We start from the raw sequence: 21,182 nt of genomic DNA on the forward strand, positions 1-21,182 counted from the left end.
AGTACGAGAAAGGCGACCACATGAGTAACGGGGAAATCTGGTTCCTCACCGGCAGCCAGGGACTCTACGGACCGGAGACCCTGGAGCAGGTCGCCTCCCAGTCCCGGGAGATCGCCGGACAGCTGGACGCGCAGCTCGACGCGGACGTGGTCTGGCAGCCGGTGCTGACCAGCGCCGAGCAGATCCTGGAGATCTGCCGGCGGGCCTCGTCCACCCCCGGCGTGCTCGGTGTGGTCGCCTGGATGCACACGTTCTCCCCGGCCAAGATGTGGATCGCCGGGTTGGACGCGCTCCGGGCCCCGCTACTGCACCTGCACACCCAGCACAACGTCGAACTGCCCTGGTCCGAGATCGACATGGACTTCATGAACCTCAACCAGGCCGCGCACGGCGACCGGGAGTTCGGGTTCATCGAGGCTCGTCTGGGCGTACCCCGCAAGACCGTCGCCGGGCACGTCAGCAACCCGGCCGTGGCCGCCCGCATCGCCACCTGGGTGAAGGCCGCTCGCGGCTATGCCGCGATGCGCAGCCTCAAGCTCGCGCGTTTCGGTGACAACATGCGCGACGTCGCGGTCACCGAGGGCGACAAGGTCGAGGCTCAGCTGCGGTTCGGCGTCTCGGTCAACACGTACGGGGTGAACGACCTGGTCGCCGTCGTCGACCAGCAGTCGGACACGGAGATCGACAAGCTCGTCGAGGAGTACAAGGACACCTACGACGTCGCCCCCGAGTTGCTGGGGGAGCGGCTCGACTCGCTGCGTTACGGCGCCCGGATCGAGCTGGGCCTGCGGCAGTTCCTCACCGAGGGCGGCTTCCGCGCGTTCACCTCCAACTTCGAGGACCTCGGTGGGCTCCGGCAACTGCCCGGCCTCGCGGTCCAGCGTCTGATGGCCGACGGGTACGGGTTCGGCGGCGAAGGCGACTGGAAGACGTCGGTCCTGGTGCACACGCTCAAGGCGATGGCCCCCGGTGGCGGCACCTCCTTCATGGAGGACTACACCTACGACCTGACCCCGGGTAACGAGGTCATCCTCGGCGCCCACATGCTCGAGGTGTGCCCGACCATCGCGTCCGGCAAGCCGAAGCTGGAGATCCACCCGCTCGGCATCGGCGGCCGCGAGGACCCGGTCCGCCTGGTCTTCGACGCCGCCCCCGGCAAGGCCATCGTGCTCGGCCTGGCCGACCTGGGGGAGCGGTTCCGCCTGGTCGCCAACGAGATCGAGGTGGTTCCGCCGACCGCGCCGCTGCCGAAACTGCCGGTCGCCCGCGCGGTCTGGAAGCCGGCCCCGTCCCTGTCCACATCGGCCGAATGCTGGCTGACCGCGGGCGGCCCGCACCACACCGTGCTGTCCTCGGCGGTCGGCGCGGAGGAACTGGCCGACCTGGCCGAGATGGTCGGCACCGAACTGCTGGTCATCGACGAGGCGACCACCACCCGGTCGTTCGTCAAGGAGGTGCGCTGGAACCAGGCGTACCACCGGCTCGCCCGCGGTTTCGGCCGCTAGCTCGCCGACCGCCCCGTCAGCCGATCCTTTGGGCCGCCCCTTGCGGGCGGCCCTTCGGATGGGGCCTTGCGGGCGGCCCTTTGCGATCACCCCGTCTGGATGGTGTGCCGCGCGGGATGACTGGGCATGATCGCCGGTATGCCCGGTTGGTTGGAGGCGGGCGGCTGGGGGCTGCTGGCCGGTTCCGCGTTGCTGCTCGGCGCGGCGGTCGGCTACCTCGTCGACATCCCGCGGCGGATCATCGCGTCGATCATGGCGTTCGGTGCCGGTGTACTCCTGTCGGCCGTCGCGTTCGAGTTGGTCGGCGGGGCCTACGAACAGGCAGGCATGGAATGGGCCGCCTCCGGGGCGATCGCCGGCGCGCTGATCTACACCGGCTGCAACGTGCTGCTGGCCCGACGCGGCGCCCGCAACCGGAAACGCTCCGAAGACCGTAAGGACGACGAATCCGGCCTGGCCCTGGCCTTGGGTGCCCTCCTCGACGGCATCCCCGAATCGATAGTCATCGGCACCAGCCTGCTGGCCGGCGGCGGCGTCAGCGTGGCCACCGTGGTGGCGGTCTTCGTCAGCAACGTCCCCGAGGGCCTGTCCAGCGCGGCCGGAATGCGGGCGGCGGGCCGGAGCCGAACGTACGTCTTCAGCCTCTGGTCCGGAATCGCCCTGATCAGCGGCCTGGCCGCGATCACCGGTCACACGATCCTCGCCGACGCCCCGGCCGCCTTGCTGGGCTGGATCACGGCGCTGGCCGGCGGCGCGATCCTGACGATGGTCGCCGACACCATGATCCCGGAGGCCTTCGAAGACGCCCACCTGCTGATCGGCCTGATCACGGTGACGGGTTTCCTGCTGTCCTTCGCCCTCTCCCACCTCTGAGCCCGGCCCCACCGCCCGTACTCCACTCGCCGCCGACCGTCTCTCGCCGGCCAGGCGAAATGCGGCGTCTCGCCGTCGCCGCTCCCGCGCCCGTCCGCCGCGTGCGTTGGTGCTGTGTCGGCGCATGTCGTGCGGGAGTTCGCCGCGGGTGCCGTGTGTTGTTCGGCCGCCTGTCGGGGGTGGCGTGCGTTGCTCGGGCAAGAGCCGAGAGCGAGAGCCGGTGGTGAGGGAGCGGCGGTGAGGGCGCGGTGGTGCGGTGGCGAAGGCGCGGTGGTGAGGGTGCGCTGGTGAAGGAGCGGCGGTGAGGGCGCCGTGGTGAAGGTGCGCCGGGTGAGGGCGCGGTGTTGGGGTGGCGAAGGCACGGTGGTGAGGGCGCGGTGTTGCGGTGATGAGGGCGCGGTGTCTGGGGTCGCGAAGGCGCGGTGGTGAGGGTGTGGTTGTGCGGTGGCGATGACGCGGTGGTGAGGGCGCGCCGTTGCGGTGGCGAAGGCGAGAGATGGGCAGTGCGTCGGCGAGGGGCGCGGGGGTGAGCGCCGGTGGCGAGGGAAATGGTTGGAGATGGGGAGGAAGGCGAAGGGCGCGGGGTGCGGGGGCGGGGCGGGGGTGCCGGTGGGGCGCGGCGGTCAGGGCCTGCCCGCAAGAGGTGAGGGCCTGCCCGCTAGAGGTGAGGGCCTGCCCGCAAGAGGTGGGGGCGAGGGGTGAGGGGAGGTCAAGCGGCTTCGATCTTTATCCAGTCGAGGTCTCCGGCGTAGTAGTCGCAACCCACTTCGATCTGGTCGCAGTCAGGTTTGCCGCCGATCGTCACCGGCCAGTTGTTGCTGATCGGGCCGGTCCAGCCTTCCCGGGACGCCGCCTCGACGCCGTCGATGCTCAGGTAGACGCCGTCGTTCAGGCGGGTGCAGCGGACCACGTGCCAGTCCCCGTCGTTGATCTTGTAGGGGGCGATCAGTTCCATCGTTCCGCGGGTGCCGCGGTAGGTGCAGGTGGCGCGGCCGTTCGGGATCTGGACCTTCCAGCTTCCGCCGGGGACGGTGGCCTGACCCTTCTGGATGACGTTGCCGAACTTGTGGGTGGTTCGGAGTCGGATCGTGACGGCGAAGTCGCGGTCGCCGGGGTCGAGGTCCGAGTGGTCGGCGATGGTGACCAGATGGCCGGGTCGGGTGGGCGGAGTGTCCGGTTCCAGGCGTTCGAAGCGGTAGCCCATGGCGAACCCCTCGGACAGACCTGTGCCGACCTCCGGTCCGATCTGGCCGTGATGGCCGCGGCCGCTGGTGTCGGTCATCCACCGGCTGCCGGCTGTCTCGTCCATCGGCCAGACCGCCATCCGGACGTCATCGGGGCTCGAGCCGTGCCTCGCGAAAGGGTTCGCCAAGGGTCTCGCGGCTGGACTGGCGACCGCGGCCTGTGGCCCGGTGGCCACGAGGAAGAGGCAGGTCAATAGGGCGGTACGCATGGATCGTCCTCCGATGGGCCGGACACAAGATCCAATTCATCCTAATATACGAAATGTCCGTAAAGGGCATTAGTGGGGTAAATGTGATCGTCGGCGGACCCTCGCAAACTGGCAGCTCAGCTTGGTAGCATCCGCCCGATCATGGCCATGCGCGCCGGCCCACCCCCCAAGAGTCTGCCGGTCGCCGGACCTCACCCCCTCGAGTAAGGATCGTGTCGAAGTGCTGCTCAATGGGACGGACAGTCAGACCTCGGAGCACGCGGTGATCGCCCCCAACCCCGGCCTGCCGAACCAGGCTTTGCAGGTTCTCGCCCTCGCGCAGCGCACCGCCGAGGAGCACGTGGCGAGCGCGCAGCACCACGCGGACAAGATCCGTACGGATGCGCTCGCGGCGGCCGAGCAGATCGCGCGGGACGCCCAGGCCCACGCCAACAATGTGCGCCGCGAGGCGGACCGGGTGCTGGCCGAGGCTCGTGCCGGCGCCGAGCAGATGGCCCGGGACGCCCAGGCCCGCGCCGAGGAGGCCCGGCGCACCGCGGAGAAGATCGTGGCCGACGCCCGCAACCGGGCGGAGACCATCGGCGCCGACGCGATCGCCGGTGCCGAGCAGCTCAAGCACCAGGCGCAGCAGCGCTACGACGACGTGGTGGGCAGCCTCGGCGCCAAGCGGGAGGCCCTGCAGCAGCAGATCGAGGCGCTGGAGCAGTTCGACCGGGAGTACCGGGGCCGGCTCACCGGGTTCATGCAGAGCCAGCTGCGCGCCCTCTGGGTCGACGCCCCGCAGATGAGCGAGTACGTCGAGGAGGAGCCGGTCGCCGAGGTGATCGAGGCGGCGCCGCGGCACGCGCAGCCGGCCGACGAGGTCGAGCACGACGACGAGGACGCGGTCGAGCCGGACGACGAGGACGAGAAGAACTGAGCTGAGGGGGCCCACCGGCCCCCTTCCTCATGCGGCGTAGACCTGCCGCCCGTCGACCCAGGTGCCGGCCACCGACGCGGAGGCGATCTCGGCGGTCGGGGCGGTGAACGGGTCCCGGTCGAGGACCACCAGGTCGGCCCGATTGCCGGGGCGGATCGTGCCGGTGTCGTCGAGCCGGTTCACGTAGGCCGACCCGGCGGTGTAAGCGGCCAGCGCGGTGGCCAGGTCGAGCCGCTGCTCCGGCAGGAACGGCGGGTAGTCCTCACCCTGGTGGACCCGGTTCACCGCGACGTGGATCGCCTGCAGCGGGTCGGGGGTGCTGACCGGCCAGTCGCTGCCCGCCGCCAGGTGCGCCCCGGACCGCCACAGGTCGCCGAACGGGTATTGCCGCCCGGCCAGTGCCGGGTCCAGGAACGGGATCGTCAGATCGTCCATCTGCGGCTCGTGGGACGCCCAGTAGGCCTGCAGGTTCGCCGTCGCGCCGAGCCGCCGGAACCGGGGCACGTCGTCCGGGTGCACCACCTGCAGGTGGGCCAGATGCGGCCGGTTGTCGGTGAAGCCGTTCTTCGCCCGGGCCGCGGCGACCGCGTCCAGCCCGTCCCGCACGGCCCGGTCCCCGAGGGCGTGGAAGTGCACCTGGAACCCGAGCGCGTCCAGCTCGGTGACGTAGGACCGCAGCGCCGCCGGCTCGATGAACGACAGCCCGGTGTTGCCGGTCGCGCAGCCGCAGCCGTCCCGGTACGACTCGGTCATCGCGGCCGTGAAGTTCTCCGCCACCCCGTCCAGCATCAGCTTGACGCTGTCACAGCGCAGTCGGCCCACGGTGAGTCGCTCCCGGTTGGCGACGATCTCCGGGATCTGCTCGGGGCCCCGGTCGCGGTCCCACCAGAGCGCCCCGACGACGGTCGCGGTCAGCCAGCCCTCGGACGCGGCGGCCAGGTAGGCGTCGGACACCTCCGGGTAACCGTTCGTCGCGCACACCATGGCGTCCTGCCACGCGGTCACCCCGAGCGAGTGCAGCAACTGCTGGGCCCGTTTCAGGCCGGCGATCCGGTCGGCTGTGGTCACCTCCGGCAGCAGCGGCGTGACCAGCTCCATCGCGCCCTCCTGGAGACCGCCCGCCGGGCTGCCGTCCGGGTTGCGGTCGATCCGCCCGTGCGCCGGGTCGGCGGTGTCGGCGGTGATCCCGGCCAGTTCCAGCGCCCGGCTGTTCACCCATGCGCCGTGGTGGTCGCGGTTGGCCAGGAACACCGGCCGGTCGGGGACGATCCGGTCGAGCAGTTCCTTGGCCGGCACCCCGCCCGGGAAGGTCTCCATCGACCAGCCACCGCCGACGATCCAGGCCACGTCCGGGTGATCTTCCGCGTAGGCGGCGACCCGGCGCAGATACTCGTCGAGGTCGGTGGTCTCGGTCAGGTCGCACTGGTTGAGTTCGACACCGCCCATCACGGCGTGCACGTGCGCGTCCTGGAAACCGGGTAGCAGCAGCCGCCCGGCCAGGTCCACCACCTCGGTGGACGGTCCGGTCAGGGCACTCAGGTCGTGGCCGGTGGCGATGATCCGACCGTCACGGACCGCTACCGCGCTGGCCGGGCCGCCACCGGCGGTGAACACCGGCCCTCCGGTGAAGAGCAGGTCGGCGTAGGGGTGGGACATCGGCGCATCCGATCTGTGCGGAGGGTGGTCCCACCATTCAATCGCGGATCGTTTGAAGGGCGGCAACCGCCACAACTATGGTGAGCGCATGGCGTCGAGCCTTGTCGATCTAGAGCATGCGTCCTACCGGAACGAGGGGTTCTGCGCAGCGCTCGAGTTGGCCGTCGCCGCGGGCCGTGAGCTCGGCCCGGAGTCCACCGCGCGGGACGCCGGCCTCGACGAGCGGGTCCAGCGTGCGGCGATCCTGCGGCTGCGCGCCGGGGCCACCGCCAACCCGGGGTTGCTGCCGCTGCTCGCCGAGGGGCGCTTCGCCGAGTCCGGTGACGACCCTCCGGACACCGACGAGGTGTCGCGCGCACTGGCCGTACCGGATGTGTTCTGTCTGGTTGCTCCGCCCGGCACCGCGCGGACCTTGACCGTTCTGGAGATCGTGCGCGAGGCCGCGGAACGCGGCGAGCGGGTGCTGCTCGCGGCGCCGACGCCGCCCGCGGTCGAGGCCGTTCTGTCCCGGTTGCCGCCGGGTGCGTTGGTGATCCGTCCTGATCAGCCGGGTTCCGGTCCGGGCAGTCTGGCCGACGCGGCAGCCGGGGTTCAGCAGCGCATTCTGGCCCGTTCGCAGGCCGCCGCCCGGTCTCTGGAGCCGTGGCTCGGTGAGCCGTCGCCGGCGCTCGGCTGGTTGCGGCGGCTGACCACCGCGGTCGCTGAGGCGGCCGCCGCCCGTGAGCGTGCCGACCGCGCCGAGGCGCATCGGGTGGCGACGGCGGAGGCCGCGCGGGAGCGTCTCGGTGCCGCGTCCAGGGAGTGCGCGCGGGCCGCCGAGACGGCTCAGGTGGCTGCCGCGCACGCCGCTGACCTGGTAGAACAGCTCACTGCCGCGGTGCGGCAGGCGGAGACCGCGACATTTCGCCGCTGGCGCGCACCGGGGCTTCGGCGTCGGCTGAGCGAGGCGATCCGGTCCGCCGCCGCGGCCCGCTCCCGGTCCTTCGACACCATTTCCCGGTACGAGGAACGCCTCCGACAATTGACGCAAGAGGTCCAGCAGGACAGCGCCGTCCGCATGGCAGCCGACCGTTCCGCGTTCGCCGAGCTCGCCGCCCGGCGTGCGCTGGAGTCCGCGGAACGGGCCGCCCACCACCTGACCCGCCTGCTGCCCGACTCCCCGCCGGTGGCCGAGGTCGCCTCCTGGACCGCCGACCAGGCGGGCCTGGCCGCGCTGGCCGATCGCTGTCACGAGCTGGAACCGGTGCTGCGCGCCCGTGGCGGTCTGCTGCGCGAGTGGCGTCAGCGCGCCGCCCGCCCGTCCCGGCAGCTGCACACCGAGCTCCTGCGGTACGCCGACGTGGTGGCCACCACCTGCCTCGGCGCAGGCCGTCCCGAGCATGGTGATCTGGAGTTCGACCTGCTCGTCCTGCAGGACGCGGCCCGGGTGCCGGTGCCCGAGGCGCTGGTGCCGCTGGTCCGGGCCCGCCGCGCGGTGCTGGTCGGCGAGCCCGGCCGCCCACCGTTGCGCGATCCCGAGGTGGCCGGCGCCTGGGTGGCCGCCCGCTGCCCGTCCGGCGCCGACGCGGACGAGCTGACCGCCCTGCTCACCGGCAGTGTGTTCGAGCGGGTCGCGGCCCGTGCCCCGGCCCGCAACCGGGCGGTGAAAGGCTGGTGACAGGCGCCGCGCACCTGCCGATGCGCGAGGTGGTCCGGCGGGTGGGCGCGCTGCCCGGGGTGCGGCCGGTGCGGTTCGTGCCGTTGCTGCTGCCGATGTGGGCGGTCGACGTGGTGGCCACCGTCCGGGAGGCGCACCCGTACGACGTGTTCGACAGGTACCTGACCCGGGCGTTGGCCGAGGCCGGGCTGTCCGGGATCGACGAGCTGGCCGTGTTCTTCGGTGTGGAACCGGTGCTGGTCGACCGGACCGCCCGTTTCCTGGAGGACCTCGGGCACGTGCGACGGACCGCGGACGGTCTCGAGCTGACCGACCTGGGCCGGCGATCGATGGCGGCCGGGCGGCGCTACCGGCTGTCCCGGGGCCGGCGGCTGACGTGGCTGTTCGACGGCGCGGGGGAGCCGGTGCCGTTCGCGCACGCCACCCACGCGGTGTGGCTGCCGACGGCGGAGCTGACCCTGCCCGACGGCACCGTGTTCACCGCGTTGACCGGACCCGACCGGTTTCCGCCGGACGCCGTCGGTCGGCTGCCGGCCCGGGCGGACGTCGCCGACTTCACCGGCCCGGCCGTTCCGGTCGAGGTGGTGGCGTCTGATCCGCGGCCGGTGTGGCTGCCGGTCTATCTGGTCGAGTGCGAGGACGAACCGCTGGTCTTCGGCTGGGCGGTGGACGGGCCTGATCCGTACCTTTTGCGGGTTTATCGCGGTTGCGTTGGGGAATTAGAACCTGACGTTACGCAGTGTGGGGACCGCCACGGTCCCTGACGGACCAGTCTGGTCCATAACGGTCTACGGTGGTCCCCATGCCCCGTCCCACGAAGCAGCAGATCGACGACGAGATCCTCGAGGCCGCGGCGCACCTGTTCGCCCGGCACGGGTTCAAGGAGACCTCGGTCCAGCGGATCGCGGACACGGTCGGCTACTCCAAAACCGGCCTGCTGCACCGCTTCCCGACCAAGGAGGCGCTCCAGACGGCCGTCATCGACCGCTGCGTCGAGCAGATCGGGGAGACCGGCGCCGGAGTCGCCGCGCTGCCCACCGGCCCGGAGCGCGACCGGGTGGTGCTGACCGGTCTCGCCCACCTGGCCGTCGCCCAGCCGGGCATGGTCGCGCTGCTGCTCTCGTCGATGCTCGCCGAGCCGGAGAGCGACATCGGCAACTCGTGCGCGGTCCTCGGACAGGCCCTCGCCGCCGCCTTCGGCGACGAACTCCACGGCGACACCGAACGGGCCCTGCGGATCACCGGCGCCCTCGGCGCGGTCGCGGTCGCCAGTCTCGCCCTCTGCGACCAGCTCACCGCCGACGCCCCGGCCCGCCTCGCCGCGATCGGCTACGACGCCCTCGGCCACTGACCCCACCCGGCCCCGGCCTCGGCCGCCCGCCCCAGCCCTCGCTCCGCCCGTCGCCCGCCGCCCGCCGCCTGGCCTCGGCCGTCCGCCCCAGCCCTAGCTCCTCCTGCCGCCTGTCGCCCGCCCCGCCCCCCAGCCCTCGCTCCGCCCGCCGCCCGCAGTCCGCCCCGCCCGGCCCCGGCCTTCGTTCCGCCCGTCGCCCGGCCCCGGCCGCCCCCGCGGCTCACACCGGTCCGTTCCGGTCGGGCGCCTCCCTCCGTACCCCTCTGATATCCGATATTTCGGTTTTAGCGTGAGAAAAGGACTCCTCATGGCAACGCTGCTGCACCGGCTCGGGCTGGCGTCAGTACGGCACCGCTTACTCGTCACGATCGCCTGGCTGGTCGCTCTCGTCGCGGTCGGCGCCGGCGCGGGCACCCTCTCCGGCGCCACCGCGAACAGCTTCAGCATCCCGGGCCAGGAGTCGACCACGGCCCTGGCGCTGATGAAGGAGAAGTTCGGCGAGGCGTCCGCGGGCGCCACCGTCCAGGTGGTGTTCGAGGCGCCGACCGGTCAGCGGATCACCGACCCGGAGAACGCCGGGAAGGTCGCCCAGATCGTCGCAGGCCTCGGCAAACTGCCGGGCGTGGCGGCCGCGAGCAACCCGCTCGACCCGAAGTCGCCGGCCGTCTCCCGGGACCAGGTGGCCGCGTACAGCTCGGTGACGTACCCGGTGCAGCCGTCCGAGGTCACCGACGAGCAGCGGGCGGCCATCACCGCCGCCGTCACCGACGCCCGCGCGACCGGTCTGACCGTCGAGGCCCGCGGCGAGGCGTTGAGCAACCCGGCCGACATCGGCGGCGCCTCCGAGATCCTCGGCGTGGTGGTCGCGCTGATCGTCCTGGCCCTCACCTACGGCTCCCTGGTCGCCGCCGGCATGAACCTGCTGACCGCGATCGCCGGTGTCGGTATCGGCGCGGCCGGCATCGTCACCCTGACCGGTTTCACCGAGCTGCAGTCGACCACCCCGATCCTCGCGGTCATGCTCGGCCTGGCCGTCGGCATCGACTACGCGCTGTTCATCGTCACCCGCTTCCGGCACGAACTGCGTCGCGGCCTGTCCGTCCCGGCCGCCGCGGCGATGAGTGTCGGCACCGCCGGCTCGGCCGTGGTGACCGCCGGGCTGACCGTGGTGATCGCCCTGGCCGGGCTGTCCGTGGTCGGCATCCCGTTCCTGTCCGAGATGGGCATCGCCGCCGCGGCCACCATCGTGATCGCCGTCTTGGTCGCGATCACCCTGGTCCCGGCGATCCTCGGCTACGTCGGCCGGCGGGCCCTGCCCCGTAGACAGCGCGTCATCGCTCCGGTCACCGTCGGGACCCATTCCCCGCAGCCTGTTCCCCCCGCCACGGAGGAGCTGCCGGAAGGGCGTGGCTTCATCCGTGGCTGGGCGCGGCTGGTCACCGAGCAGCGCTGGCTCAGCCTGATCGGCGCGGTCGCGGTCCTCGCCGTCATCGCGATCCCGTTCTTCTCGATGAAGACCACCCTCGCCCAGCGCGCCGCCGAGGGCACCACCCAGGCCCGCGCCCAGGCGATCATCGACAGCCGGTTCGGCCTCGGCATCAGCAGCCCGCTGATCGTGCTGATCGACGGTCCGAACGCGGCCACCCACGCCGCGACCGTCCAGAAGCAGGTCGCCACCCTGCCCGGCGTGGCCCTCGCGCTGCCCGCCACCCCGAACGCCGACGCCTCGGCCGCCCTGGTCACGCTGATCCCGGCGTCCGGTCCCGAGGATCAGAAGACCGTCGACCTGGTGCACGCCATCCGTGACCAGGTCGCCGACGCCGACGGCGCCCGTGTCTACGTCACCGGCAGCACCGCGGTCAGCATCGACGTCTCGCAGAAGCTGAACGACGCCCTCCCGGTCTACCTGGGCCTGGTCGTCGGCCTGGCGTTCGTGCTGCTGGTCCTGGTGTTCCGCTCGCTGCTGGTCCCGGTGGTCGGCGTGCTGGGCTTCCTGCTGACGATCGGTGCGGCGTTCGGCGCCACGGTCGCCGTCTTCCAGTGGGGTTGGGCCGCCGACGCGGTGAACGCCGGCTCCACCGGCCCGATCCTGAGTCTCGCCCCGATCATCATCGTCGGCATCCTGTTCGGCCTGGCCATGGACTACCAGGTCTTCCTGGTCTCCCGGATGCACGAGGCACACGCTCACGGCGCCGACCCGAAAGACGCGATCGTGACCGGTTTCCGCCAGGCCGCTCCGGTGGTGATCGCCGCCGCGACCATCATGTTCGCGGTGTTCGCGGCGTTCGTCCCGGAGGGCAACGACACCATCAAGCCGATCGCCTTCGCCCTGGCCGTGGGTATCGCGTTCGACGCGTTCGTGGTCCGGATGATCGCGGTCCCGGCGGCGCTGGCCCTGCTCGGCCGCTCCGCCTGGTGGCTGCCGTCGTGGCTGCGCCGGCTGCCTGAGCTGGACGTGGAGGGCGCCGCCCTGGAGCGCCGCCCACCCGCCGCCGACGACAACCTGACCCCGTCCGACCAGGTCCCGGCCGGAGTCTGACCTGTCCCGACTCGCCGGCCGTCGCTCACCCCGAGCGGCGGCCGGTTCGCCGTGGGGCCCGGCGACGATCCGATCCCGGACTTGCCGCAGCACCGGACCGGAAAGCCGCGGCCCTGGGGAGAGGAGCTCCCGGGGCGCCGTGGGCATGCTCGACGTGCTCACGTGACCGGGGAGCGCGGCCCTGGCGGAGCCGCGCTCCCCGCCCCCTATCCGGGGGTCACGGCGGTGGAGGTGGTGCGGGCGACCACCTCCACCGAGTCCAGGGTGAGCAGCTGGGTCTCGGAGGCGGTCAGGCGGGTGCGGGCCTCCACCGGGACCGACACCGGGGAGCCGGCGGCCAGCGGCAGCAGGTGCAGAGTCACCTGGGCGCCGGCGACGTAACCGGCGTCGGTCAGATTGACCGTCCACACCGCGCCGTCCCAGTAGCGGTCGGTCACCGGGTGGCCGTCGATGCGCAGCTCGCCGATGTCGCCGGCCCACGTGATGTGCAGCAGCGGGTCGCGGGACGGGTCGGCGGCGAAGTCGGGCAGGTGCAGGCGGTAGACGGCGGCCAGCTCGTCGAGTGTTTCGGGGCTGGGCGCGGACGGACGGCCGTCGTGTTTGCCGTAGCTGACCGGGACCGTGGGGGCGGCCGGGCGCAACTGCTCGACGGTCACCGACTGGAGCATCGGTGCCGTGGATTGGGGAACTGTCACCACGGTGAAGGCTCCGACTGTGGGGTCGTATAGCCGTACCTCCGCGGTTTTGGAAGCCTTGACGGTGAGCGTTCCGCCTGCGTCCCACTGCAGTTCGTCGTCGCTGAGCAGCAGGCGGCGGGTGGTCTCCTCGGTGACCCAGACCGAACCGGCCGCCGAGGCCGGGAGGACGAGCACGTCGAGGCCGCCGAAGCGGACCGGGGTGAAGGTCGGCGTCAAGGTCTGAACAGTTCCGGACACGGCGATTTCGACGTCGATGCCGTCCTCGGCGATCAGGACCAGCGTGGGCACGTCACCGGGCAGCAGGGTCAGGGCCGAGGCGGTGGCGTACGTGATGGTGGTGTCGCCCGCGGTGAGGTTGAGCGGCCAGCGGGCCAGGGTGCCCGGCGGGATGTCGATGGGCTTCGACGGGAACTCGATCTCGCCGGTGTCCAGGGAGATCTTGAACCGGGCGTCCCGGTAGGTGTCCAGCGGGAAGTGCGGCTGGTGCCAGGAGAGGAACAGGAATCCGCTCTCCCCGTCGCTGCGCAGCGCCCATCGCAGCGTCGTGGTGTCCTCGACGTCGGCCGGGCGGACGTCCGGCAGGCTGGACGGCATCTCCGCCAGGCGGTGACCGAAAGCGGACAGGAACGCGTGCTGGCGGCGCAGTTGGGCGTGGCTGGGGGCCAGGGTGCCGGCCTCGCCGATCGGGGCGTGGAAGTCGTAGCCGAGCCGGGCGATGTCGTTGGGATAGCCGGTGGCGTGCGATTCGTGCAGGTCCGGGCCGGGATTGGTGCCGCCGGCGTACATGTAGTAGCCCTGCCACGCCGACCCGTTGCCGATCTTGCAGTGGGCGATGGCGGCGACGTCGAGGGCGGCCGGGCGGGGACGCCTGTGGTAGGCGGTGGCCATGCCGCCGCCGAGTTCGCAGGTCGCTGCCGGGAAGTCGTCGGACGGGGTGCGCGGGCCGCCGGAGGCCGCCTCGATCGCCTGCGCGCGCCGGACGTCGGCGCCGATGCCCGCGTCGTCCCAGACGTGCGAGAAGAAGTAGTGGTCGCGGAAGGTCGGGTCCCAGGGGGCGTCGGCGTCCACCCAGAAACCGTCGCCGTAGCCGCCGTACAGCGGCAGCACCTCATCGGGGGGCAGGTCGGCGCCGCCCCACGCGGTGGCCGTCCAGAGCGGCGCGGCCATGCCCGCCTCGCGGGCCAGGCGCTTGAGGGTGACCAGGTGCTGCGGCTGGTCGTAGAGCTCGTTCTCGAGTTGGATGCCGAGGACCTTGCCGAACCGGTCGCCGACCGCGGCGGCGATCTCGGCGAACCACTCGGTGACCAGCTCCAGGTAGGCCGGGTCGTCGGTGCGGTGCCGCACCGGGGCCTGCTGCACCCAGTCGGGGAAACCGCCGTTGCGGGACTCGCCGTGGCACCAGGGGCCGATCCGGAGGACCACGTCGAGACCGATCTCGACCGCCAGGTCGACGAACGCGGCCACGTCGAGGTTGCCGTCGAAGCGGCCGGCACCGCGCTGCGGCGTGTGATGCAGCCAGAAGATGTAGCTCGCCACCACGGTGACGCCACCGGCCTTCATCTGCCGCAGCCGTTCCGCCCAGCGCTCGCGGGGAACCCGGCTGTAGTGCAGTTCGCCGGAGACCGGGATGACCGGAACACCGTCGCGGGTCAGGTAGCGGTTGGTCAGTGAGAGGCCGGGCCGCACGTCCTCGTCGTTGCTCATCCGCGGCCGGCGCAGCGGAGTCGCCCAGGCTTGGTGGCGAACGGAGAGCGGCTCGGGCCACAACATGGGATCACTCCTTGCGGTGTTGACTGTAACCGGTCACAGGCCGGCAGTCCCGCACGATACACAGGCGTAACGGGTGGGACGCAAGGGCTTGACACACGGCCGTAACACCAGCACTGTAACCGGTCACAGGGGCTGACCGGAGCACACGCTTCCCGGCCGGTCCCCGTCACCGGCTTCCCTTCCCGGCCAAGCCGATCAAGGAGGATCAATGAAGATTAAATTCGCCCCGCTGATGGCGACTCTCGCCGCAGCGGCACTTTTCACCACCACCGCGTGCAGCAGCAGCTCCGACTCCGGCACCGAGGGCCAGAGCGACCCGAACGAGAAGGTCGCGCTGACCTACTGGACCTGGGCGCCGAACATGGACAAGGTCGCCGCCGCCTGGAACGCCAAGAACCCGAACATCCAGGTGACCGTCAACAAGCAGGACGGCGGCGACCCGGCCGTCACCAAGCTGCTGACCGCGATCAAGGCCGGCTCCGGCGCGCCGGACATCATGCAGGCCGAGTACCAGAAGATCCCCACCCTGGTCTCCTCGGACGCGATCGCCGACATCTCGGCCGAGGTCGGCTCGGTCAAGGACAAGTTCCCGGCGGGCATCTGGAACGGCGTGACCCTGGGCTCCGAGGCCGTCTACGGCGTCCCGCAGGACTCCGGGCCGCTGATGTTCTTCTACCGCTCCGACGTCTTCGAGAAGAACGGCCTCGCCGCGCCGAAGACCTGGGACGACTACGCCGCCGCCGCGGAGAAGATCCACAAGGCGGACCCGAAGCAGTACCTGGGCACGTTCTCGGCCAACGACGCGGGCCTGTTCACCGGTCTCGCCCAGCAGGCTGGCGCCTCCTGGTGGGGCGTGAACGGGGACGCCTGGACCGTCAACATCAACGACGCCGCCACGCAGAAGGTCGCGGCGTACTGGGGTGGACTGGTCGAGAAGGGCGTCATCGACAACAAGCCGATGTACACCCCGGAATGGAACGCCGCCCTCAACGACGGCACCCAGGTCGGCTGGGTCAGCGCGGTCTGGGCGCCCGGCGTCCTGGACGGCTCGGCCAAGGACACCAAGGGCAAGTGGAAGGCCGCCCTCATGCCGCAGTGGGACGCGGCGGCCCCGGCGACCGGTGCGTGGGGCGGCTCGGCCACCAGCGTCACCACCCAGACCAAGCACAAGAAGCAGGCCGCCCAGTTCGTGCAGTGGCTCAACAGTGACTCCGAGGCCCTGAAGCTGCTGGCCACCGAGGCCTTCGTCTACCCGGCCGCGAACGAGTCGACGAGTGTGCTGACCAGCCCGCCGTCCTTCTTCGCCGACCAGGCCGACTTCTACACCATCGCCGCCGAGGCCTCGAAGGCGATGAAGCCGTTCACCTACGGCCCGAACGTGAACGTCGCCTACAGCGCGTTCAACGACGCCTTCGGCAAGGCGGCCGAGGCGAAGAAGGCCGCCGCCTTCACCGAGTCGCTGGTCACCATGCAGAAGACCACCGTCGACGACATGAAGAACACCGGGTTCACCGTCACCGGATGAGTACGACTCCGGGCGGGCGCCATCGCCCGCCCGGAGCGTTCCGAAAGGAAATTCGGCGATGTCGCTGACAACCACCGCCCCGAGAAAGACCGCGGCCGCCCCGACCGCGGCACCCCGGCGGCGCACCGGAAAGAAGGCCGGGACGCCGTACGCCTTCCTCGCCCCCGCGCTGATCCTGTTCACCGCGTTCCTGGCCGCGCCGATCGTCTACGCCGGCTATCTGAGCCTGCGCAAGGTCAAGGTCAGCGGCCTCGGCCTGGGCGCGAAGTCCCGTACCGAGATCTGGGCCGGGTTCGACAACTACGCCCGGTCGCTGTCCGACCCGGACTTCCTGCCCAGCGTCTACCGGGTCGGCGCGTACGGCCTGATCGTCGTACCCACCATGCTCGGTCTGGCTCTGCTGTTCGCGCTGCTGCTGGACGCGAACCGCACCCGCGAGACGATCGGCAAGTTCGCCCGGATCTCGATCTTCCTGCCGTACGCGGTGCCGGCCGTGGTCGCGTCGCTGCTCTGGGGCTTCCTGTACCTGCCCCGGGTCAGCCCGATCAACGACGCCATCGAGGCGCTCGGCTTCACCGCGCCGAACCTGCTCTCCAGCGACCTGACCATGTGGGCGGTCGCGAACATCGCGGTCTGGGGCGGCACCGGCTTCAACATGATCGTCATCTACACGGCGCTGCGGGCGGTCCCGACCAGCCTGTACGAGTCGGCCCGGATCGACGGCGCGTCGGAGCTCGCCATCGCCTGGCGCATCAAGATCCCGATCGTGATGCCGTCGCTGGTGATGACCTTCGTGTTCTCGCTGATCGCGACGCTGCAGGTGTTCGCCGAGCCGATGACGCTGCGGCCGCTTGCCAACACCATCTCGACCACGTGGACGCCGCTGATGAAGGTCTACCGGGACGCGTTCGCCCGCAACGACCTGTACGCGGCCGCCGCCACCTCGGTGATCATCGCGCTCGCCACGTTCATCCTGTCCTTCGGCTTCCTCAAGCTCGTCGGGCGCCGGGCCTTCAACCAGGAGGACTGAAGTGACCACCACGTTGAAGCGCAGCCCGGTCGCCACCACGTTGCTGCTGCTCGGCGCCGCGTACTGTCTGCTGCCGGTCCTTTGGGTGCTGATCGCGTCGTCGAAGAGCGCCAGTGAGTTGTTCTCCACGTTCACGCTGGCGCCGAGCACCCACCTGTTCGACAACCTGGTGGACCTGGCCGGTTACCGGGACGGCCTGTACTGGCGCTGGATGGGCAACACGGTCATCTACGCCGGCGTCGGGGCGGCCGTCTCCACGCTGATCTCGGCGATGGCCGGGTACGCGCTGGCCAAGTTCGAGTTCCGGGGCAAGGCCACGGTCTTCAACATCATCCTGGCCGGGGTTCTGGTGCCGGGCGTCATCCTGGCCATCCCGCAGTACCTGCTGCTGGCCAAGCTCGGGATGACCAACACCTACTGGGCGGTGCTGCTGCCCAGCTTCATCAGCCCGTACGGCATCTACCTGGCCCGGATCTTCGCGGCCGCGGCGGTGCCGACCGAGATCCTGGAGGCGTCCCGGATCGACGGCTCCGGGGAGTGGCGCACGTTCGGCACGGTGGTGCTGCCGATGATGCGGACCGGCCTGGTGACGGTGTTCCTCTTCCAGTTCGTGGCGATCTGGAACAACTTCATGCTGCCGTACATCATGTTGGGCGACGACAAGCTCTACCCGCTCACGGTCGGCCTGAACGGGCTGCTCAACCAGGGTGCCAACCAGCCGTCCATGTACACGTCGGTGGTGACCGGCGCACTGGTGTCGATCATCCCGCTGATCGCCCTGTTCCTGACGTTGCAGCGCTACTGGCAGGTCGACCTGGCCGCCGGTGGTGTGAAGGCGTGACTATGATCCCGAACGTGTCGCGCAAACGGCCCACCATCCGTGATGTCGCTCGAGAGGCCGGCGTGTCCTACGCGACGGTCTCCCGCGTGCTCAACGGACGCGACTGGGTCAGCCCGGAGGCGGTCCGGGCCGTCCGCGACGCCATCTCCCGTACCGGGTACACGGCCAACCCGCACGCCCGGTCGCTGGCCACCGGCAGGTCCGGGTCGATCGCGTTCCTGCTCACCGAGCCACAGCACCTGCTCTTCGAGGACCCCAACTTCTCGGTGCTGCTGCGCGGGGTGGCCCAGGCCCTCTCCGACCGGGAGCTGACGCTGATCCTGATGATCGCGTCGACCCAGCAGGAGCGGAGCCGGGCCATCGCGTACCTGTCCGGCGGCCACGTCGACGGGGTGCTGCTGGTGTCGCCGCACTCGGGTGACCCGCTGCTCCGCCAGCTGGTCGAGGCCGAGGTGCCGATCGTGGCGTGCGGCCAGGTGCTCGGTTTCGAGGACCGGATCAGCTCGGTGTCGGCCGACGACTGGGGTGGCGGCCGGTCCGCGGTCGAGCACCTGCTCGCCCAGGGCTGCCGGCGGATCGCCACGATCACCGGGCCGCAGGACACCTTCGGCGGGGTGTTCCGGCTGCGGGGCTACACCGACGCGCTGATGGCGGCCGGGATCGCCGTCGACCCGGCCTACGTCGTGCACGGCGACTGGAGCCGGCAGAGCGGTGCGGCCGGGATGCGTAGCCTGCTCGACCGGGTGCCGGATGTGGACGGCGTGTTCGCCGCGTCGGACGCGATGGCCGCGGCCGCGCTGCCGGTGCTGCGCGAGGCCGGGCGCGAGGTGCCCGGCGACGTGCGGGTGGTCGGTTTCGACGACTCGGGGCTGGCGGCCACCACCGAACCGCCGCTCACCACGGTCCGTCATCCGCTGGAACGGATCAGCGAAGAGATGGTCCGGCTGCTCACTGATGTGATCGCCGGGCGTACCCCGCTCTCCATCACCGTGCCCACCAGCCTGGTGGTCCGGGCCTCGTCGCCTGCCTGAAGCCGGTCCTGACCGGGCCGAAGGCCGGTCCGCTCCAATGAAACACCCCTTTTGTCACGGAAGATCATGAGGAGTGTCATGAGGAAGCTCCCCCTCGTCGTCGCCGCTCTCCTCGCGGTGACGCTTTCCCCCACCCCCGCGCAGGCCCATCCCCAAGGCCTCACCATGCGCGGCGCCGACGTGTCGACGCTGCAACGGTCGATCGAACTCGGGCAGAAGTTCTACGACGCCCGCGGTCGCCGCGGTAATCCGTACGAGATTCTCCAGCAGGCCGGCGTCAACTACGTCCGGCTGCGCATCTGGAACGACCCGACCAGTGGCTACTCCAACAAGGAGAAGGTGCTCAAGCAGGCCCGTGCCGCCAAGGCCGCCGGGCACAAGCTGCTGATCGACTTCCACTACTCGGACACCTGGGCCGACCCGGGCAAGCAGTTCACCCCCGCGGCGTGGGAGGGCCACGACCTCGCCCAGCTGCAGCAGGACGTCTACGACTACACGTACGACATCTGCACCAGCCTGAAGCGGCAGGGCACCACCCCGGACAGCGTGCAGATCGGCAACGAGATCAACGTCGGCATGCTGTGGCCCACCGGCTACGTCAGCAACAGCAACTTCACGCCGCTGGCGGGCCTGCTCAACGCCGGCTACGACGCGACCAAGGCGTGCAGCAAGAAGACGCAGGTCATGGTGCACACGGCGCTCGCCGGGAACATCGACGCCGCCCACTGGTTCTACGACGGCATCACCGCGGCCGGCGCCGAGTGGGACATCACCGCGCTCTCCTACTACTGCATGTGGCACGGCACGCTGACCAACCTGGCCACCGTCATCGGTGACGTCAAGTCCCGGTACGGCAAGCCCGTGGTGATCGCCGAGACCGCCTACCCGTACACCACCGAGAACTACGACCACCTGGAGAACATCATGCTCTCCCCGGCCCCCTGCGACGGTATCCCCGCCACGCAGCAGGGCCAGGCGCAGGAGTTCGCCGCCGTGCAGACCACCGCACGGGACGCCGGTGCCATCGGCGTCTTCTACTGGGAACCCACCTGGACCGCGATCGACGGCAACGGCTGGGACACCGAGGACATCGAGAACTCCGGCAACGCCTGGGAGAACATGGCGACCTTCGACGACAGCGGGCGCATCAACCCGTACGTCCGCTGGCTCCGGTAAATCCCCGTTTAAAGGAGCAGCACCATGAAACCGTCCCTCCGAGCCGCCTTCTCGGCCGCGGTCCTCGCGGTCGCGTTGGTGGTGTCACCCGCCCCCGCACAAGCCGCCTCCCTCACCATGCTGGGCGCCGACGTGTCGTCGCTGCAGCGCACGCTCGACCTCGGCGGCAAGTACTACAACGCCTCGGGTGTCCAGGCCAACCCCTACGACATCCTGAAGACGGCCGGCGTCAACTACGCCCGGCTGCGTGTCTGGAACAACCCGGCCAGCGGTTACAACAACAAGGCCAAGGTGCTCCAGCAGGCCGCGGCGATCAAGGCCAAGGGCCTGAAGCTGATGGTCGACTTCCACTACTCCGACACGTGGGCCGACCCGGGTAAGCAGTATCCCCCGGCCGCCTGGGCGTCCTACTCGCTCACCCAGTTGCAGACGGCCGTCTACAACTACACCTACGACGTCTGCACCAGCCTCAAGGCGGCCGGGCTCACCCCGGACAGCGTGCAGATCGGCAACGAGATCAACGTCGGCATGCTGTGGCCCAAGGGTCAGGTCGTGAACAGCAACTTCACCCCGCTGGCGTCGCTGCTGAAGCAGGGCTACAACGCGACGAAGGCCTGCAACAGCGGCACCCAGGTGATCATCCACGTGGCGGACGCGGACAGCATGACCAACATGCGGTGGTTCTACGACGGCATCAAGGCGGCCGGCGTGACCTGGGACATCACCGGCCTGTCGTACTACTGCATGTGGCACGGCACGCTCGCCAACCTGTACAACGTGATCGTCGACGCCCGGACCCGTTACGGCAAGCCCGTGGTGATCGTCGAAACGGCGTACCAATTCACCACCGGAGACGCCGACAGCGAGAAGAACTCCATTCCGGGAACCGTTCTCTGCGACAACATCCCGGCCACTTCGGCGGGCCAGGCCCAGCAGTTCACCTGGGTCCAGAACACCGCCCGGAACGCGGGCGCGATCGGCGTCTTCTACTGGGAACCCACCTGGTACGCCATCAAGGGAAACGGCTGGGATCCGGCGAACATCAACGGCACCGGAGACGGCTGGGACAACATGGCGACGTTCGATTGGGGCGGCAAGGTCAACCCGTACATCAAATGGACCGCATGACCTTCTGATCGACGGCCCGGTCCGGGTCCC

16 protein-coding genes are annotated in these 21,182 nt (G+C 70.5%); 13 read left to right on the forward strand and 3 right to left on the reverse strand.

The genetic code is table 11. The annotated features are described in order from the left end of the window. Positions 1-20: 20 nt before the first annotated feature. Entirely contained in the window at positions 21-1,505 is a 1,485-nt protein-coding gene (araA, locus tag Q0Z83_RS01655; protein ID WP_317791973.1) for an L-arabinose isomerase, read from the forward strand. A gap of 138 nt (positions 1,506-1,643) precedes the next feature. Then, positions 1,644-2,378 carry a ZIP family metal transporter gene (locus Q0Z83_RS01660; protein ID WP_317791974.1) on the forward strand — a complete coding sequence of 245 codons (735 nt, stop codon included), beginning with the start codon at positions 1,644-1,646 and terminating at the stop codon, positions 2,376-2,378. A 709-nt stretch (positions 2,379-3,087) separates the two neighbouring features. Here the strand turns inward: Q0Z83_RS01660 and Q0Z83_RS01665 are convergent. Then, complete coding sequence (locus Q0Z83_RS01665; protein ID WP_317791975.1) at positions 3,088-3,687, reverse strand: laminin G domain-containing protein; 600 nt, start codon at positions 3,685-3,687, stop codon at positions 3,088-3,090. A gap of 364 nt (positions 3,688-4,051) precedes the next feature. Between Q0Z83_RS01665 and Q0Z83_RS01670 the strand changes: the two genes are divergently transcribed. After that, entirely contained in the window at positions 4,052-4,750 is a 699-nt protein-coding gene (locus tag Q0Z83_RS01670) for a hypothetical protein (RefSeq protein WP_317791976.1), read from the forward strand. 27 nt (positions 4,751-4,777) lie between these two features. Here Q0Z83_RS01670 and Q0Z83_RS01675 read toward each other — a convergent pair whose 3' ends face one another. Beyond that, positions 4,778-6,406, reverse strand: a complete 1,629-nt coding sequence (locus Q0Z83_RS01675) for an amidohydrolase (RefSeq protein WP_317791977.1) — start codon at positions 6,404-6,406, stop codon at positions 4,778-4,780. An 88-nt stretch (positions 6,407-6,494) separates the two neighbouring features. On the opposite strand from Q0Z83_RS01675, the gene Q0Z83_RS01680 reads away from it, so the two are divergent. The 4 genes from Q0Z83_RS01680 to Q0Z83_RS01695 all read left to right on the forward strand — a co-directional run bounded on the left by Q0Z83_RS01680 (position 6,495) and on the right by Q0Z83_RS01695 (position 11,953). Beyond that, a complete protein-coding gene (locus Q0Z83_RS01680; protein ID WP_317791978.1) occupies positions 6,495-8,063 on the forward strand; it encodes an AAA domain-containing protein in 1,569 nt (522 codons plus the stop codon). Further along, positions 8,060-8,827, forward strand: coding sequence for a hypothetical protein (locus tag Q0Z83_RS01685; protein ID WP_317791979.1), 768 nt, complete (start codon positions 8,060-8,062; stop codon positions 8,825-8,827). The genes Q0Z83_RS01680 and Q0Z83_RS01685 overlap by 4 nt, the downstream gene beginning before the upstream one ends. Before the next feature lie 38 nt (positions 8,828-8,865). After that, positions 8,866-9,414 carry a TetR/AcrR family transcriptional regulator gene (locus Q0Z83_RS01690; protein ID WP_317791980.1) on the forward strand — a complete coding sequence of 183 codons (549 nt, stop codon included), beginning with the start codon at positions 8,866-8,868 and terminating at the stop codon, positions 9,412-9,414. 307 nt (positions 9,415-9,721) lie between these two features. Further along, the gene (locus Q0Z83_RS01695; RefSeq protein ID WP_317791981.1) at positions 9,722-11,953 is read left to right on the forward strand and encodes an MMPL family transporter; all 2,232 of its coding nucleotides are present in this window, start codon (positions 9,722-9,724) and stop codon (positions 11,951-11,953) included. Positions 11,954-12,159: 206 nt separating this feature from the next. Here the strand turns inward: Q0Z83_RS01695 and Q0Z83_RS01700 are convergent, their stop codons facing one another. Further along, complete coding sequence (locus tag Q0Z83_RS01700; RefSeq protein ID WP_317791982.1) at positions 12,160-14,421, reverse strand: beta-galactosidase; 2,262 nt, start codon at positions 14,419-14,421, stop codon at positions 12,160-12,162. 208 nt (positions 14,422-14,629) lie between these two features. Between Q0Z83_RS01700 and Q0Z83_RS01705 the strand changes: the two genes are divergently transcribed. The 6 genes from Q0Z83_RS01705 (at position 14,630) to Q0Z83_RS01730 (ending at position 21,152) form a co-directional block, all read left to right on the forward strand. After that, positions 14,630-15,946, forward strand: a complete 1,317-nt coding sequence (locus Q0Z83_RS01705) for an ABC transporter substrate-binding protein (protein ID WP_317791983.1) — start codon at positions 14,630-14,632, stop codon at positions 15,944-15,946. A 58-nt stretch (positions 15,947-16,004) separates the two neighbouring features. Then, positions 16,005-16,976, forward strand: a complete 972-nt coding sequence (locus Q0Z83_RS01710) for a carbohydrate ABC transporter permease (RefSeq protein WP_317791984.1) — start codon at positions 16,005-16,007, stop codon at positions 16,974-16,976. 1 nt (position 16,977) lies between these two features. Further along, positions 16,978-17,817 carry a carbohydrate ABC transporter permease gene (locus Q0Z83_RS01715; RefSeq protein WP_317791985.1) on the forward strand — a complete coding sequence of 280 codons (840 nt, stop codon included), beginning with the start codon at positions 16,978-16,980 and terminating at the stop codon, positions 17,815-17,817. A gap of 14 nt (positions 17,818-17,831) precedes the next feature. Beyond that, entirely contained in the window at positions 17,832-18,848 is a 1,017-nt protein-coding gene (locus Q0Z83_RS01720; protein ID WP_317791986.1) for a LacI family DNA-binding transcriptional regulator, read from the forward strand. Positions 18,849-18,926: 78 nt separating this feature from the next. Beyond that, a complete protein-coding gene (locus Q0Z83_RS01725) occupies positions 18,927-20,024 on the forward strand; it encodes a glycoside hydrolase family 53 protein (RefSeq protein WP_317791987.1) in 1,098 nt (365 codons plus the stop codon). Between the two features lie 24 nt (positions 20,025-20,048). Next, entirely contained in the window at positions 20,049-21,152 is a 1,104-nt protein-coding gene (locus tag Q0Z83_RS01730; protein ID WP_317791988.1) for a glycoside hydrolase family 53 protein, read from the forward strand. Positions 21,153-21,182: the final 30 nt, after the last annotated feature.

The organism is Actinoplanes sichuanensis, from assembly GCF_033097365.1.
Taxonomy (GTDB): Bacteria; Actinomycetota; Actinomycetes; order Mycobacteriales; family Micromonosporaceae; genus Actinoplanes; species Actinoplanes sichuanensis.

Coding starts and splice junctions, on each gene's coding strand:
- araA (WP_317791973.1), top strand. CDS start 21: ATGAGTAACGGGGAAATCTGGTTCCTCACCGGCAGCCAGGGACTCTAC.
- Q0Z83_RS01660 (WP_317791974.1), top strand. CDS start 1,644: ATGCCCGGTTGGTTGGAGGCGGGCGGCTGGGGGCTGCTGGCCGGTTCC.
- Q0Z83_RS01665 (WP_317791975.1), bottom strand. CDS start 3,687: ATGGACGAGACAGCCGGCAGCCGGTGGATGACCGACACCAGCGGCCGC.
- Q0Z83_RS01675 (WP_317791977.1), bottom strand. CDS start 6,406: ATGTCCCACCCCTACGCCGACCTGCTCTTCACCGGAGGGCCGGTGTTC.
- Q0Z83_RS01680 (WP_317791978.1), top strand. CDS start 6,495: ATGGCGTCGAGCCTTGTCGATCTAGAGCATGCGTCCTACCGGAACGAG.
- Q0Z83_RS01690 (WP_317791980.1), top strand. CDS start 8,866: ATGCCCCGTCCCACGAAGCAGCAGATCGACGACGAGATCCTCGAGGCC.
- Q0Z83_RS01695 (WP_317791981.1), top strand. CDS start 9,722: ATGGCAACGCTGCTGCACCGGCTCGGGCTGGCGTCAGTACGGCACCGC.
- Q0Z83_RS01700 (WP_317791982.1), bottom strand. CDS start 14,421: ATGTTGTGGCCCGAGCCGCTCTCCGTTCGCCACCAAGCCTGGGCGACT.
- Q0Z83_RS01705 (WP_317791983.1), top strand. CDS start 14,630: ATGAAGATTAAATTCGCCCCGCTGATGGCGACTCTCGCCGCAGCGGCA.
- Q0Z83_RS01710 (WP_317791984.1), top strand. CDS start 16,005: ATGTCGCTGACAACCACCGCCCCGAGAAAGACCGCGGCCGCCCCGACC.
- Q0Z83_RS01725 (WP_317791987.1), top strand. CDS start 18,927: ATGAGGAAGCTCCCCCTCGTCGTCGCCGCTCTCCTCGCGGTGACGCTT.
- Q0Z83_RS01730 (WP_317791988.1), top strand. CDS start 20,049: ATGAAACCGTCCCTCCGAGCCGCCTTCTCGGCCGCGGTCCTCGCGGTC.